Annotated in this window: 9 protein-coding genes; 5 read left to right on the top strand and 4 right to left on the bottom strand. The window is 40.7% G+C overall.

Going from position 1 to position 17255, the window contains the following annotated elements:
- The first annotated feature begins 30 nt into the window (after window positions 1-30).
- The 3 genes from Q4575_RS10580 to Q4575_RS10570 all read left to right on the top strand — a co-directional run bounded on the left by Q4575_RS10580 (window position 31) and on the right by Q4575_RS10570 (window position 6602).
- A complete protein-coding gene (locus Q4575_RS10580) occupies window positions 31-2205 on the top strand; it encodes a hypothetical protein (RefSeq protein ID WP_303522903.1) in 2175 nt (724 codons plus the stop codon).
- Between the two features lie 108 nt (window positions 2206-2313).
- Window positions 2314-4737 carry an alpha-L-rhamnosidase N-terminal domain-containing protein gene (locus tag Q4575_RS10575; RefSeq protein WP_303522901.1) on the top strand — a complete coding sequence of 808 codons (2424 nt, stop codon included), beginning with the start codon at window positions 2314-2316 and terminating at the stop codon, window positions 4735-4737.
- A 32-nt stretch (window positions 4738-4769) separates the two neighbouring features.
- Entirely contained in the window at window positions 4770-6602 is a 1833-nt protein-coding gene (locus Q4575_RS10570; protein WP_215963656.1) for a glycoside hydrolase 43 family protein, read from the top strand.
- A 48-nt stretch (window positions 6603-6650) separates the two neighbouring features.
- Here the strand turns inward: Q4575_RS10570 and Q4575_RS10565 are convergent, their stop codons facing one another.
- From Q4575_RS10565 to Q4575_RS10550, 4 genes are all read right to left on the bottom strand, one after another.
- Window positions 6651-7595 (bottom strand): heparin lyase I family protein, encoded by a 945-nt coding sequence (locus Q4575_RS10565; protein WP_215963657.1) that lies wholly within the window; start codon window positions 7593-7595, stop codon window positions 6651-6653.
- Window positions 7596-8032: 437 nt separating this feature from the next.
- On the bottom strand, window positions 8033-9769 hold the full coding sequence (locus tag Q4575_RS10560; RefSeq protein WP_303522898.1) for a hypothetical protein: 1737 nt from the start codon (window positions 9767-9769) through the stop codon (window positions 8033-8035).
- Window positions 9770-9875: 106 nt separating this feature from the next.
- On the bottom strand, window positions 9876-11234 hold the full coding sequence (locus Q4575_RS10555; RefSeq protein WP_303522896.1) for a sulfatase: 1359 nt from the start codon (window positions 11232-11234) through the stop codon (window positions 9876-9878).
- 217 nt (window positions 11235-11451) lie between these two features.
- Window positions 11452-14328, bottom strand: a complete 2877-nt coding sequence (locus Q4575_RS10550; RefSeq protein WP_215963660.1) for an alpha-L-rhamnosidase — start codon at window positions 14326-14328, stop codon at window positions 11452-11454.
- 495 nt (window positions 14329-14823) lie between these two features.
- Between Q4575_RS10550 and Q4575_RS10545 the strand changes: the two genes are divergently transcribed.
- The gene (locus Q4575_RS10545; RefSeq protein WP_303522894.1) at window positions 14824-16044 is read left to right on the top strand and encodes a glycoside hydrolase family 105 protein; all 1221 of its coding nucleotides are present in this window, start codon (window positions 14824-14826) and stop codon (window positions 16042-16044) included.
- A gap of 40 nt (window positions 16045-16084) precedes the next feature.
- Complete coding sequence (locus Q4575_RS10540; RefSeq protein ID WP_303522892.1) at window positions 16085-17239, top strand: hypothetical protein; 1155 nt, start codon at window positions 16085-16087, stop codon at window positions 17237-17239.
- The last annotated feature ends 16 nt before the right edge of the window (window positions 17240-17255 follow it).

Here is a 17255-nt window from a genome sequence, read left to right as displayed (position 1 = left end):
AAAAATACCTTGATTATAAAAAGATTACTATTGTGTACGTTTATTGTAACAATACCGCTTGGCTGTGCTAACGAACAGACGACTGTGCAAGCTTCATACGAAACGTCAAATACTTCCTCAAGTTCAATCATTTATGACGTAAATCAAAAGTTTAGTGAAGTTAACTTAGGCGATGTGCCTTACTATTATGACAAACGAAATAACGCGCTCGGTATTGATGCTCGTATCATTGAATATAGAAGTCTTTTTGCAAGAGCGACACGTGAATTTACCGAATCTACTGGTACATATAACGTTACTATTACCACATTAACGGAAGAAGACGGTGAGTCACTCTATCGCCTGATTGTCAATAATCAAGTTGTAGCGACTTATCGCAATCCGTATATTGGACCCAATTCCAAGCGAGACCTTAAACCGCATCGTCACACGTGGCGCGACATCCAATTAAACGCTGGCGATACCATCGGCATCGAATCAAATGCAGATACCAACGGTCAGATACCAGAGCATGGCGGTACCGCTTGGGCGCGTGGTCGCTGGCAGCAATTAGCATTTGATCAAAAACCATTGCTTCCATTTCCTAAAAATAGTCAACGCCCACACTTTGACCGTTCCAAAGATTTACTCATTTCACAATTTGATTTTCAGCCGGATATCGACGATGTGCACGCAGTAGCAGCATTAGGATCAATGATGAAACACTCAGATATGGACGGTGTGAACCTAATTGCGGTTGCTGGTACCGTTGGCAATCAAGGAGGGGAATACATAAACGCCAACTCGTTGATGAAAATGGCGTTTGGTCGAGAAAACCTTATGTGGACAGATGCTCATAAAAACTGGCAGATGTCGGTCAACTTTGTACACAATAGAGTTCGTGCAGTGTTATCTCAAGGCGGAAGAGTATGGGTTCAAGAAGCAGGTCAATCCAATTTTACTCGCGACTGGGTTGAAGCTCTCATAAGTTCAGGTGTTCATGAATCCGTCATTAAAAACAACGTCATAATCGTACAACACAGCGATTGGAATGAGAAACAAACCAGCCCAAAAGATCTCGATTTTGTAAAATCCAAAACCAATTACAAAGCTATTTCTGACGGCAACAAACCTAAAAAAGTATTTGTCCGTAAAAATCGCAGAGGTCCATTTACGCCAATCTACGTCGAACAAGACAGTAAATGGATTGCAACGGCCACATCAGAAGACAACGTAAAAAAACATGCAAAAACGCTTTGGCAATTAGCTGATAAAATCGTTAAAGAAAGTCGATTTAACGCAACATACTCTTCAATTCCAAATGGCGGTGTCGACTTTTCTGACCATGTTGAAATTTGGTGGATCTTAAACCAAGGCCAGACTACGGTTTCCGTTCATTCTTTTTGGCAACGATATGTGACTAACGTAACACTTGATAAAGTTAACCCTCCGAGTGGTCGAATCGCAATAATAGCCGATGGTAACTCCCCTGATCCTGACGATATTGGTGCAACACCTGTCATCTTTGGTTTATTAAAACAGTCTGGACTAGCAGAAAGACTGGTACACGTATCACACTCATGCGACCTTGACCCGTTTCGTAACAAAGCAAAACATCAAATAGACAAATCCAACGAAGCGCGCCGCCAGAAAGTTCTACACCAGCTCGCAGGTGAGTCAGTTAAACTGTTCGGTCCATTCGAAAACCTTCGTAACTACTACAACTGCCGAGTTGACCAACAGGGAGCAACACAAGATTTAGTTGATGCAATAAACGCTTCTACAGAGCAGGACCCGCTGTGGATAATTGAAGCCGGTGAACCAGACTTAATTGGTTACGCTTTGCAGCAGTCTAACAAGAGTAAACACCAATACCTTCACGTAGTTTCACACCACCCTGCCAATGACAATAGTGGCGACTATTTTGAATGGCAGCAAATACTAGATTTTGGCGTAACAGAACATCAAATCGGTGATCAAAATGTCACCTTGCAAACGCCAATTCATCATTGGGATTGGGCAAAAGAACACCAACACCTAGGCTTTCGGTTTATCTGGGAAATGCTCGCTTATGCGGAACAAGACGGCATTGTGCCCTTCCAAGCGAATAAGTTCGATTGTTCAGATGCTGGAATGGTTTATTGGTGGATTACAGGCGCTAATGTAGGTGGAAACAACTTCGCAACACCTCCTGACATCAAAAAAATGTTAGTGCAACGGCAGTAAAATAAATGCAAAGGTGCGACGACAATATCGCACCTCTTTACTGGGTATCAGTGATATTCCACATAGAATATAAAAATATAAAAATAAAACACTCAACAGGGAAAAATGATGAAGGCAATATTCTTTTTTTATTTCGTAACCACCTTTTTAACCATAAGTGTCACCGCTGCGCCATCTGTGTCAGTGTCATCAGTTTCTGACAAAGTTGAGCAATCATTAAATTGGCAAGCAGAATGGATATGGACAAAACAAAGGGCTGGCATACCAAACACTTGGGTTGCACTGAGAAAAGAAGTAACAATAGAAAACTTATCATCGAACAAAAATAATAGTGGGAGTTCAAATCAAGAGGTCATAGCCTATATCAGTGCTGACACAAAATATTGGCTTTGGATTAACGGTGAAATGGTCGTGTTTGAAGGTGGTTATACAGGAGGTCCAAGTCCAGTAGTTAACTCACCTCGTGTTGATGATTTTGCAATTGCATCAAACAAATATTACGACCAAGTTGATATCAAACCTTACCTCAAACAAGGTTCGAATACGATTGCTGCACTCGTTTGGTACTATGGTGACAATGGCAAAAAAGGTACCCACATTTCTGCTAGTAAAGCAGGCTTTATTTTTCAAACAAATGTCGGCGACACTGCAATAATATCAGACGCCTCATGGAAGGCTAAGCAACATCAATCTTATCAACAAATCAAAAAAGCACCGCCTTATCGAGTGGCAGCATGGAGCATTAATTATGATGCCCGCCAAGACATGGCCGATTGGACAGACAATGCATGGTATTTGCCCGAATTTGACGATTCACAATGGTTGCCGGCTAAATCAATGCATCGCCCGCCTCGTGCACCATTTTATAACCTTTATCCAAGTGAAATTCCGATTTTAAATAATTACGGTTTAGCAAATTGCACCAACTTACCTGATTCAGTATTTCCATTTGTAAGTGACGGTAAAAAAATCAAATGCAAACTAGATTTTAATAAAAATTTCACTCCTTATTTTGATATCGATGCGCAAGCAGGCTTACAGGTAAACATAGATTCCAATATGCGACTCAACACCATCGAAACGTTTTACACTACCAAAGCCGGTCGCCAACAGTTTGAATCATTTTCGTGGATGAATGGTAGATTAATTGAGTACACGTTTCCAAAAGGTGTTGTAGTTCATGGGCTAAAATACCGTTGGACAGGCGTTGGCTCAGCCCCTGGACATTTTGAGTCGAGCGACGATTGGTATACCCGAATTTGGCAAATGGCAGAAAATACATTGTACATTTGTGCGCGTGATAACTTCATGGATACCCCAGACCGAGAACGTGGATTATGGATTGGCGATGTTGCAGACCAAGCCAGTTATTTATTTTACTCAATGGATAAACCAGGGCGTGATCTACTCAAAAAAGCCATCAAAGTCACATTGGCCTTTAGCGACTCTGAAACCGGTATATTTGCGGGGCTAGGACCTGGACGCTTTCGTGAATTGCCAGCCCAAAGTCTCCAGTTTATTGAACAGGGGATCTGGCACTATTACTTTAATACCGGAGACAAAGAAACTCTTAGCTTTGCCTACCCCTATGTCCACAAATACTTAACTTTGTGGGGCACCAAGGAAAATGGCTTGGCCACATTTAGAACTGGGCACTGGAAATGGACCGATTGGGGCCCACAGGACACCATTGATTATGACGCTATACAAAATGCTCTGTATTACAGTGCTCTTGTATCGGCGAGAAAAATGGCGGTTGAATTAGGTAATACAACCCACATGAGTTTTTACAACAGCCGCATTGCCGCTTTAAAACAAGCCTACCAAAAACATTATTGGCAAAAAGGCTTTTACAGCAGTAACCCAAATAAATTTAAAGATGACAGAGCCAATGCACTCGCTATTTTATTTGGACTAGCCGATACCTCACAGTACCAACAAATTGTCGATAATGTGTTGCTACCTAATCACTTTGCTAGCCCACATTTTGAATGGATGGTCTACAACGCCATGGCAATAGCAGGTCGTTACGACGACGCTCTAACACGCATGAAACAGCGTTATGCAAAACAAGTGAATAACCCGGCCTTGTCAACATTGGCAGAATACTTACCATCGGGTGGTACTGAAAACCATGCGTGGAATGCCCCAAGCACAGTACTCAGTCAACATATTGCCGGCATCACTCCAACCGATGTCGGATGGAGGACTTACCAAGTTATGCCAAATATGGCCCATATGACACATGTGCAACAAAACGTACCGAGTGTAAAAGGCCCCATAAATTTTGATATCAAAAGAACAGAACAACAAATCACTATGAATTTAACGTCACCGAAAATGTCCTCCGCCGTGATAGGAATACCTAAGGCTTATTTTAACATCGGTCACGTCGCCATTAATGGCCAGCAAGTCTGGTTAAATGGCAAGCCAAACGTCGCCATCGATGGTGTCAGCTATGTTGGTGAAGATCACAAATATCTTAAATTTAGATTGGCCGCGGGTTCGTGGTCTATCGTAAGTCGCAAATAACTGGCAATCAATAATAAATAGGAAAGCCTGACATGAAACAATCAACAAATACAAAACGTCCAAACACCTTAAAATTGGCAAGCTATTCTTTGTTAGCAACGTCACTTTTAGTAGGTTGTAATGCAATCACTCATCAACTGGAAGGCGACAAAACGGTTGCTGATTCGCAACTCATCCCGGCCAAAACAGGAAGCTTTGGTGATCAAGGAGATGGCACTTATATCAATCCAATACTAAATGCGGACTACCCTGATTCCGATATCGAGCAAGTTGGTGATACTTATTACATGATCACCTCAAAACAACACATGTCGCCTGGTATGCCAATCTTAAAATCAAAAGATATGGTCAACTGGACAAATGTAGGTCATGCATTCCCTAAGCTTTCGTGGGCGCCCGAATACAATTGGGATCGAATGAACGGTTATTCATTTGGAACTTGGGCCGGAGATATCGCTTATCACGAAGGCAAATGGTATGTATATCAAATTGATTACCAACACGGTTTAATGGTCACTATGGCTGACCAGATTGAAGGTCCGTGGAGTGACCCAATCATGATGCTGCCACATGCCGATGTATTAGACGATCCCGCTGTTTATTGGGACCATGATACTGGTAAAGCATACGTCATCATCAATACCGGTAAGAAGCAAAAAGGATCTGACAACAAGATCGAAGGCAATGAAAACCGCATTTATGAAATGAGCTGGGATGGTACTAAAATCCTAGACGAAGGCAAGCTTGTATATACCGGCATGGGTGCAGAGGCTGCTAAAATTTATAAAATTGACGGCACTTGGTATATATTCATGGCACAGTGGACCATGGGTGATAAGTCGACAAAACCTGGAGTTAAAAATCCCAAAAACGACCGTAAACAACTCGTGTTGCGTTCAAAAGAAAGTATTTATGGCCCGTACGAAGTGAAAACCGTTCTTGAAAAAGGCAAAGAGTTTAACAATCGTAGCGCCAGCCAAGGTGGTTTAATGCAAGCACCAGATGGTTCTTGGTGGTATATGCATCAGCTAATTCAAAATGACGATATCCCTTTTCAAGGTCGACCGCAGGTGCTCGATCCGGTTACTTGGGTTGATGGTTGGCCGATAATAGGTTTTGACGAAGATAACGATGGCATAGGTGAGCCGGTAAAACGTCACAAAAAACCAATAGATGGATATCCAGTGTCTGCACCAAGTTCAGATGATGATTTCTCATCTTCGCAACTTGGTATGCAATGGGAGTGGAATCACAACCCACGTGATAGCCATTGGTCATTATCCGAGCGTCCGGGTTGGTTACGCCTAAAAGCAAGTAAAGTACTACCTAATACAAAGGCTTTTGGGCCTAAAATCAATGAATGGACCAATAATGACGGTTCAGACTCTGACTTCTGGCGCGCCCCAAATACACTAAGTCAACGTATGATGGGGATCACGACGGGCACTGCTGTTGCTAAGTTTGATATTTCCGGAATGAAACCCAATCAACTAGGCGGTTTTGTGCGTTATGGTGGCGTATTTAACTTACTCGGAGTGCAAGTTGACAACAATGGTAAGAAGAATTTGTTCTACATGGATAAGATGGCTAAACGTGTTGTTGGCCCTGAAATCACCGGAGATGACTTATACGTGCGTACCTCTAACGCCCGTGACCAAGCAACTTACGAGTACAGCTTTGACGGTGTAAGTTTCAAAGCCTTTGGCCCGAGCTTTACCATTGCCTTTGGTAAATGGACTGGTGACCGTTTAGGATTCTTCTCATGGAATGAAAAACGCGATACTGACGCTGGTCATATCGATATAGATTGGTTCTTATATGATTATGACGGACCAAAAGCGGCACATAAACTTTTAGATTTATAGAAAAATTAACATCCAATGCTTCCATACCTCAATGGAAGCATTAACTTTTTAATGATGAAAATAACCCGGTGCTACATCATAGTAATTGATGTTTTCACCTTCTATCTGACGTAACTCATCAATATACATAATAGCATCAGAATCTCGTGTTGAATTAGTACCAAACAAATACCAACCATAGGACGGGTACAGACCATTTTTATCGTTGTAACCCAATTGGATGTTGTGATGGTTCACTCTTCGTTTACCATCTATCCAAAGCCTAATATACCCTTTTTCCTCAAACGGATTGGTTCTAACCTGCAGCACAAAATCAACCCAACGATCTTGATATTCAGGTAAAGATACCGGTAAATTTAAGTGATTGACCCCCTCTCCTTTTATACTAGTACTTAGTTCCTTTGAGTCCCATGAATAGCCAACTCTAAACCCATCTGTTCCTATGGTAAGGCTAATTGGCGGTATTCGGCTTGGTTCACCATTTTTATCCTTTGCTCCGTGCAACTGAAAAAACAAAGCTCTTTGATCGCCTGTTAACGTAAAGTCAACACTTGGAAAATAAGCACTAAAACCATACCAAAGTGTTGTACTATTGGTGCTCGCTCTTTTTCCATGAAACATGGCCTTTCGATCTGTATTGTCTAATTTATTTGGGTCACCATTCCACTGTTCGGGGTGTTGATGTTTCCAATGTAATTTGGCTGAATGCTTACCTAAACGGACAATTTCAGACTCCACCTTAAAAGAATGTGGTCCCTGAAATTGAGTAAAGAAAAAGAATTCAGGTAATTGGTTATTTAAACCTGGTGTATAAATATTTATTGTTGTATTTTCCGCATTCCAACCAGCACCAGAAAATGACTCATAGGCAACAGACTTATGTCTTTGAATAGGTTTATTGCCAACATAAGATTCACCAATCGCATAATTTTCCGCGACCGTTCTGCCAGTCTCCTCTGAAATTATTTTATCGTGCGCAGTCTTACATGCCATTAGCACAACACTTATTAAAATTATTGTAAAAATTCGTTTATTCATTTTTGCCTACTTTCGTCGTTTCAATTGTGATTCGAAATAAGATATCTATGATTAAACATTAATCACGGCTAACTGACGTTGCATTTTAAAGTCATGGTACACATGGCTATTCTCCATTCTAAATACACTTTATTTTCAGTTTGACCTATATGTTTTGAGCTGCTCGGGTTGCCTAGCAGGCATAGATTTTCGGTTCAGAATGGGAGCTTTGAGTTTTAAACACTGATCGCTAAGTCGAGTTTGTCACGCGCAAAAAATATTTGTTACGAAGAAATCACAGATCCCATTGTTTCGAATAATGGCAACAACGTTAGCACTTTGTCATGCCAACCCAATCAAAACATTAGTTGGGTTAGCTATGAGCGTAGCTTTTGAACAGCTAGCTTTTCTGCCTAATTGATTTGTTGGACCAAGTTATTTGCTCGAAACTCGCCGTCATGCCATAAGTAAAGTCGTTGCGAACCCGCTTTTCTAACATTCACAATAATTGCTTTTACTTCCCCTGTTTCATTGGCAACAGGCTTCACTAATAACTTGCCTTTATCGACGTTAAAATAAGTTTTATCCACTTGCCAGTCTTGACTATTAAGCAGATTATCCGCTTTAGTACTACGGTTAGTGCGTTGTTTAGCTATCGCAAAAACACTTTCCCCTTTACTATTGCGGTAAGCAACCGCCGCTGTATCACTCTGTTTTCCAAGCTTTTCTAAAGCAAAAATCTTGCTAACTTTTTTGCCATCGGTGTCTACTAATGTACGATTTTTTGTACCAGGCATAGGGTGTCCATGGGTCCAACTACCATTGTCAAAAATAGCCATACGCCATTCGCGATACCCTTCCCCCTTCGCCTCGTAAGCCGCTGCAATTTTGCCATCACCTAGAATAAGTGGTCTTGTGCCGAAACTGGTTTCACCTGCTTTTTCTGAGTTGTAGGCTAAAGTGTGTTGGTTACTGCTCTGCAATGTTAATGGTAAGGTTAATTTTTCTTTATTTGCGTTATAAAACGAGCCGTCCGTCGTATCTAACACCATGTAATAAAGGTTTAGACGGTTGTAATGTGTTTTATCGTGGATCTCTTTAAAATTACAAGCATGCCAAAGTGAGGTAATTGCAATTTCAGTGTCCGATATTTTTAACGGATTAATGTAATGAGTGTGAACGGTTATCGGGTCGCTATGATCGGGCGTTGGCCAAGTAATAGTGACTGGCGGCTCAAACGTTTGTGAACCATTTTTCATTTTGTAATATAACCATGGAGATTTATGAGTACCGGCGCGAGTAAAAAAATAAATGTCGCCATTGGCCATCTTGTAACTTTTGGTATAAGAAGCAAAAGGCGTGATGTCGTTTTTTTCTGAAAATGAAGATAAATCATATGGTTTGCTAGAAACCACATGTTTCATTCGGCCACCAGCATGGGGAGTGTCTATCGATAATGGATTTAACCCATCTTCACGCTCTCCTCCATGGCCACCAAATACAATATGAATATAACCCTGATTATCTACTTCAATTATGGGCCGCCCATGGCTGTCAATTTTGCGTTCACCTTTTGACAGGGTGCTGTGTCCCGCTTTGTAAGGCCCATCCCATTTGTCTATGCGTAAGTTGTAACTAGCAACATATGGGTCTGTTAAATGTCCTTGGTAAGTCACATATACCGTATCACCAATGAGTTGGTGCCAACCTGTGTAAGTATTTCCCGGTAAGTTTTCTGTAAAGAAACCTTTGGGCAGTTGCGGTTGATGATTGGTTTTCTTGCTATTCGAACTTAAGTTTTCTGCAGGCAGGTTGTAAATTTCAATAAATTTTTTGCCTTCGGTGTAAGCATCATAAACAGGTTGAAACTCAACATACTGACCGTATAAATACTGATCTATCCGCCAGCGCCAATATTCACTGTTATAAGTAGCGTTAGCTGTATTTCCATTTTGTTTTTCATTTATTAAAGCCGAAAATGTAGGATCTTGAAGAGAATATTTATTTATTAATTCAGACCTTTTTTCAAAAAAATTGCTCTCTGTCTCTGCTAGAACAGGCTGACTCGGTAGTTTGATTGCACATGCAGATATTGTAATTACGGACGCTGATATCACCGCAGCTATAGTAAGTTTTAATGCGTTATTCATGGTAATTGAGCTTCTGTTTAAATTAATAGAAACAAATTATTGGGTTTAGATTTCAACCCAACAATAAAGGCTTTAAAAGCCCCTTTTAGGGAGGCACGAATTTACATCAACTTTTATTTTTTAAGACGTTGCGTTCTTTTACTGAATACCAGTTTGTGAGTTTATCGCTTAAAGCTTTTACCAACTCTGGATGTTGTTCTGCTAAATTCATTGTTTCATGTTCATCAGCTAAAATATTGTAAAGCCTCGGGCCTTCTAACACACCTTTGTGGTACTTCTGGTAACTGATGTTTGCTCCGTCATAACTTAAGATTAACTTCCATTGGCCTGCGATCACCCAACGGTATAACAAAGTGCTTTCAGCGTTGTTCAGCTCTGTCATGTCATGGGCAAATCCCTCTCCAAATATAGCATCACGGTCTATTGGCGTTTCTTGTTTTAGATTTTCCAATAAATTTTTACCAGGTAAATTAGGCGGAACTTCAATACCCGCTACAGCTAATACCGTAGGTACAATATCAATGCTGCTCACCGCTTCTGTTCGCATTTGTGCGTTAAATTGACTAGGCAAAGAGAACATAATAGGTGTACGAACACCGCTTTCTCCTGGGCTTTGTTTTGAGCGCGGTAAAAAACGTTCCGCCTGACTTGGATTTGTCACCCAGCCATTGTCAGATACATAAACAATCAATGTATTATCTTTCAGCCCTTTTTCCTCTAAATATCCAAGTAATTCAGCATTGGTTTCATCAAACCATTCGATCATCGCGTAGTACTTAGCAATAGATGTTGGCAAACCTAAATTTGCGTATTTTTTATATATGCGCTGCGGTGGATTATGCGGTGTATGAGGCATATATGGCGCATACCAAATTAAAAATGGATGGCCTTCGGAGGTCGATTTGTCGATAAAGTTCGTTATCGGCTTTATTCCTTCACGACCAATTTTTAATCCGTCATCTCCGTGACGGCCGCCTTTTTCTGGAAAACCACGAGTCATGCCTTCATCAAATCGGCCGCGCTTAAAGCTGCCTTCCCACCATTTACCTGTTTGAAGTGATTTGTAGCCTTTTTCTTTTAACAGTTGCGGCAGTGTCGCAACATTATCAATTTTTGCAATAATTTCACCGCGTTGCTTTTGATATTCAGCCCCTTTTTTTCCGCCCGGTAGATTGCGCGATGGATCGTTGCCCGTAATTCCGTGCTGAGAAGCATAAAGCCCCGTGGCTATCGTGGCCAATGATGGCCGACACAAAGAAGTCGGAACATAGCCTCGAGTAAATGTCACAGACTCAGCCGCCAACTGGTCTAATGCAGGTGTCTTGACAATCTCATGCCCCATAAAGCTATAGTCATTCCACGCATGATCATCAGATAAAATAAGAACAATATTTGGCGGTGTTTGGTTATTTTCACTATTTGTGTCTCGGGAAGAATCTAGCTTGTCAGATTGCAATGAAGTCATGTTGCAACCAGCTAAAGCTAATACTAAAAGCCCGCACAGAGCCTTTGTCTTATAAGCGAGTTGTTTTATTTTACTATGTCCAGTTGATAGGTTCATTTGATTAAGCCTGTTTGCGACTATTGTACTTTTTAATAGTTTTTGTGATTACTTTTACGATATTGGAGATGACTTCCCATTTATTTCTAAATATGCGAAACCAACTCCATACCGTCACTTATTATGGTGTTTGGAACTCTAAGCGGTGCTGGCCAGCAGAATATTTCACGGGCTTTAGCTTACCGAGGGTAGGTAATGTCACTAACGCACTTGAGTTATTTGGAATTACAAAATCCCAAACGATACGATCGCCATCACGTTGCCAGCGACTTTTTATTTCCCCATACCCGGTTGTGTAAGACACATCCACACTATCTAAGCCAGATACAAATAACGGGGCTAATTCAAAATCTTGATATCCAACGGTGTCAGCCATTGGACGAATACCACCAAGGCCTTCATAAAACCAACCGTCATAACCGCTGTGGAATGGATGGTTTAATGAACGGCCAGGTTCGGCTTCATGTCTACCTTGCTTTGAGCCTGGAATAAAGCCACCTTTACGCTCCCACAATGTGGTCGCATTAAGCTCGTTTAGCAGGTAAGCGTAACCTGGGTAACCTTTGGCTTTAAAAATATTAAAGGCCGTATCTGCGTAGCCAAAATCACTTAACGCACGGTACAAATAAGTTTGCCCCAACGCACCGACAGACGCATGACCTTGCCATGTGTTAATCACATCATCGTTGATAGCTTTGGCTATCGCCGCGTGTTTATCTCGAGGCGCAATATCAAACGCTATTGCCATCGCATCAGCTGTTTGGCTTCCATAACTATTACTTGTAGAGTCAAATAATTCAGTATTAAACTGCGTAGTGATCTGCCTAAATAACTTAGAATAGTGAGCGGTACCTTCAGGTTTATTTAATAACGTTGAGATTTTTGACATTAAATTAGCAGTATGAGCAAACAAAGCGGAACTTGTTAACGTTGGAGTTGTACGCTCAGAGGCACAACGTCCGTTTACGCGGTCCGCACCGCGATTTACTACAGGATCACACCAGTCACCATAGCCAATTCGTAACATTGAACTTTCTAGCTTTGCTTCACCAGCTGTCATGTATTCAACCATGCTCTCATATTGGTCAGCCAATAATTGCATGTCTCCATGGTGGCGATAGTGTTCCCATGCGATCATAATTTCCGCTGCCGCCCAGTCAAACTTGTCACCATGTGTTCGTTTACCAGGCACAACTGCTGGCGCTACAAATGCCGCGGTTTGAAAGTCGCCCAAAAACTTGTCCCAAAACTTATCCATGTTGTAATTGTAGTTACCAGTGATCATTGCCGCATGAGCATCACCAGTCCAGCCAGCTCGTTCACGAATTGGACAATCCATTGGCAATGCAATTAGGTTACTTTCATATCCCCAAAGGGCCATGTCATGTATTTGATTCAATAATGGATCAGAGCTTGTAAATTTACCTACTATTTCAACATCGCTTCTAACTAAATGCGCGGTTATTGAATCTAAAGCCGGGGCATGCTCCAAACCTCGAATTTCAATGTACCTAAAACCATGCCAAGTAAAAATTGGTGTCCAGCTTTCAGTTTCATCGTCTGACGCTATATAGCCGTCCACCTGTTTTAATAAAGGCGCGCCGCCGCCACTTTTTTGACTGATCATATTTTTAGATGTGACCCATTCAGCGTAACGGAAATACACAGCTTGCCCTTTTTTAAGGCCAAGGCTTTTAACATCAACGGTTGGAATACCAGTAAAGTTTTGACCAAAGTCCAATACCCAAACATTTGGCTCCGGATTCAAGATGTCTACAGGCTTAACTTCTTTAACAGCTTTAATTGCGGGCTGTAGTTGTGGTTCGAGGGATTTTGTAGGCCATTGCTCAAGCACTTCTACCTTTTGCCAACTGCTCAAATCTAAATTGGTATCTTTATTCCAACCAGCGATAGCGTTATTTGCATCAAACAATTCGCCAGAGAATACGCCTTCTTTTAATACAGGAGAAACATGGCTCAACCAATTTTTGTCACTGGCAATCACTTGTTTAGTGCCGTCGTCATAGGTAACTTCAAGTTGGGCAATAAAAGTTGGCTGACCATAAGACAAAGAGCGCTTTGGCTTTGAGCCCGATTTAGCATCAGGGTTTGTCCATTTGCTGAATGCAATATCTTCGTCATACCAACCACTGCCTAGATGCACAGCGATGATATTTTCACCTTTATTTAAAAAAGATTGAACATCATCAGTGTTATACAAAATACGTTTATCAAAATCGGTTTGACCCGGGTCCATAATACGATCATCCACATTACGACCATTTAGATATATTTCATAGTAGCCACCAGCTGTACTATGTAATCGAGCTTTAGTGATTGATTTATTGCTGTCTAATGTAAATTCATGTCTAAATAGACCTGCTGTTGCTGATGCTTCTAATTGTTTTAATACTCGTTGTTGAGTTTTTAGTTTGCTGTTTGTTAAACTTTTATTTTCTAAGTTTGCAGCAAATCGCATCCATTGCGTAACGGCTGGCGTAATTTCAGTGGGTTGAGGTTTAGCCATTTTTAGCCATTTCGCTTGCCAATCGTCCTTATTAACAAGTCCCATTTCCCAAGAATCGATGTCACTCCATTTATGTGGCGGTTTGTCACCTTCAGCCCAAACTCGAACGCGCCAATAGACGGCTATACCCGATGTAAGTGGCTTTCCTTCATATGCGATATGAACTGAACGTCGATCTTGTATTTGCCCACTATCCCATAAATCTGGTCTGCCCTCGGATATTAAGTGTTCAGATGTAGCGACTTGAATCTGATAAGCGCTTTGTGTGGTGACATTGGAATACCAAGCCAAACTCGGTTTTGGATTATGAACATTAAGCGGATTCTGATTACCTTCTACCAATAAATTAGAAGGCGCTGGATCTAAATCTTGCTTAGTTCCACAACCTACAACATTAGCAACGACAAGCAAAAGTATCGCTATTCTAGTGGCATACCAGCCCTTGTTTACGAAATACCGAGTATTGTTCATTAAATCCATCTCCTTTTAACGAGCACTTTCCTATTTCGCCGCATACATAATTGCGAGTAAGTAAGAACAAGTTGATGATTTAATAGGGTTGGATATTTGTCTAAGGTAGTACTACTGGCATAAGACCAGAGAACAAATAGCATTAGCTATTTAGACTTATATATGTGTAATCCCTATTGATACTGCAACTTTAACGTTGCTTCTAATTTTATTTATTATTTTTTGTACAACTGCAAATAAACCTTAACACGCCACATGTTTAAAAAAAAGCACAAATGAGCGATTTTGACTTACAATGACTTGTCGTGGTATTTATAATACATTAGACGTTTAACGGGTTAAAACTCCAATAATTTTAAAAAAAACAATAATAAATAAATAGATAGGATTTATCTAAAGATAGAAAAAAATATTAAATAAAGTATAAAAAAGAACAATATAAATTCAAAAACAATAAACCACTCTTAGAAGTGACTATAATCGACTGGAGTTGACATGAATAATAAAGTATATATTGCACTCACCATCGTGGTGGCATATTTAGGCCTTACCGCCTGCCAATCAATCTCGAATGTATTTTCCGATAAAAGTAGTGATAAATTATATTCAGGTGCAGTTTCAACGGTGACAATACAGCTACAAGCCTTAGAAATCGGTCAGCGAGTAGCAGATTGGCAGGTAACTCAAATTGAAGCTGATAATTATGATTATTTAGCCGCTCGATATCACGATGCATCATCTAAACCTCAACATTGGATCCAAGCAGCGTTTTACATTGGATTAACAGAATGGGTAGAGGTCACCGATAATAACGTTTTGTTAAGTCACATCGAAACAATGGCAAAAGAGCAAAACTATGCATTAAGGTTATCTCGAGGTAAACATGCTGATGACCATGCTATTGGACAAACCTACCTTTGGTTAACTGAAAGAACAAATAACAAATTTGCATTTGAGCCGACAAAACAACTTTTTGATCAAATACTTGCAAATCCTTCAACTGTTACACTAGAAATGGATTCAAGCAAAAAAAGACCTAAAGCCTACGAGGGTGCTTGCCAAGATAGGTGGTGTTGGGCCGATGCATTGTTCATGGCTCCAAGAACGTGGATAAAATTAGGAAATATTACTGGAGAAGACAGATATATTAATTTTGCCGACAAAGAGTTTTGGGCAACCGTGAACTATTTGTTTTCTGAAAAACATGGATTGTATTTTCGCGACAGCCGATATTTCGATCAGAAAAGTGATAATGGAAAGCCTGTTTTTTGGAGCCGAGGCAACGGTTGGGTATTTGCGGCTTTACCTTTAATCATTGATGACTTACCAAAGGACCACCCTTCTCGCGCCCGATATATAGAGCTCTTTAAAAAAAATGCAGCTGGCTTACAAAAAATACAAAACCCAAACGGATACTGGTCGGCTTCATTGCTTGATCCAAATAAGGTTAAAACACCGGAAGTAAGTGGTACAGGCTTCATCACGTATGGATTAGCTTGGGGGGTAAATAATGGTATTTTAACTGATGATTCTTATAAACAATCAGTTATTAAAGGTTGGAACGCGTTAGTGAACTCAGTGCAGAATAATGGTCGAGTAAACTGGGTTCAACAGGTAGGAAAATCCCCTGATCCCGTGAAAAAAACCGACACTCAATTATATGGTGCAGGTGCAGTGTTACTTGCCGCATCCGAAATGACCAAGTGGACAAAGTAGAATGTATTCTCGCCGATGTAAGTCCTACAGGCGCTTAACTATGCAACCAGTACGTCGGCGGCAAGTAGCTAGTGCACTCATTATCTGCTTGTTAGCATTCATTACAGGCTGCAACAGTCACCCTGCACTAGCATCAACTATGTATGTCGCTAAGTCTTCACTGAACACACCTAGCTCAATGGTTGAAAATACAAATTTAATCGCTATTGAAGCTGAAAATTTTGCTAGCCAACATTTAGACCATAAACGCCGCTGGTTGGTTATGTCTGAAGATACATCAACACATAATTATCCAGATGCTGATCTTCCGCACTACGAAACCGCTAGCGGCAAAAGTTATATTGAAATTTTGCCAGATACGCGAGTCAATCATTATGAAACACTTGTTCGAGGTGAGAATTTTAGTGCACAAGGCGGCAATGTCGCCGTATTAACCTATCCGGTATATTTTGACAAGCCTGGTAAATACTACGTATGGTCACGCGCTTTTAGTACAGGCAGTGAAGATAATGGCGTTCATATCGGTTTAAACGGGCATTGGCCTGAAACGAGCCAGCGCGTTCAGTTTTGTCATGGTAAACACAAATGGACTTGGTCGTCAGCGCAGAGAACAATCGGTAATCATTGCGGCGTCCCAAATACCATTAGTGTTAATGTACCTACAAAAGGTGTACATACTTTAATGATTTCAATGCGTGAAGACGGATTCGAACTGGATAAACTCTTGCTGACTCAGGATGTTAACTACCAACCTAGAGGAAAAGGCATCGCTGCAAAAAGATTAGCCCCACCGCCTTTACAGGAAAAAACGGAATTGTTTGGTATTAAACAGTACAAACGAATTATAAAACCCGAAAGTTTCAAGTTCGATAAAACCAATAATGGATTTGAGGCAACATTGGCTCTAGGTCATAAAGATAGAGGTTCAAGTTCGTTGATAGTAGTGACTTTGCACGACACACATCAAAACGTGCAACCTATCGAATTCACAATCCGTATTAATGACAAGATAATTGGTAATTTTAAGAATAACTCTTCTATCACGTTAAATAACGAATTTTATTTTATTACAGATAAAGTAAACCTTAGCAAAGGCGATGTCATTCGAGTCACAGTAACAAACCCAGGCGATGTTTTATCAATAAAAAAAATTAAAAGTCTATGGCAAGCTCTCGTTATTTCGAGAAGCCAATAATTAGTAGAGAAAGGGA

It is taken from the genome of Psychrosphaera sp. 1_MG-2023 (assembly GCF_030548245.1).
Classification (GTDB): Bacteria; Pseudomonadota; Gammaproteobacteria; order Enterobacterales; family Alteromonadaceae; genus Psychrosphaera; species Psychrosphaera algicola.
Note: the sequence above shows the minus strand (reverse complement) of the source record. Positions and strands in the feature narration are given on the sequence as shown.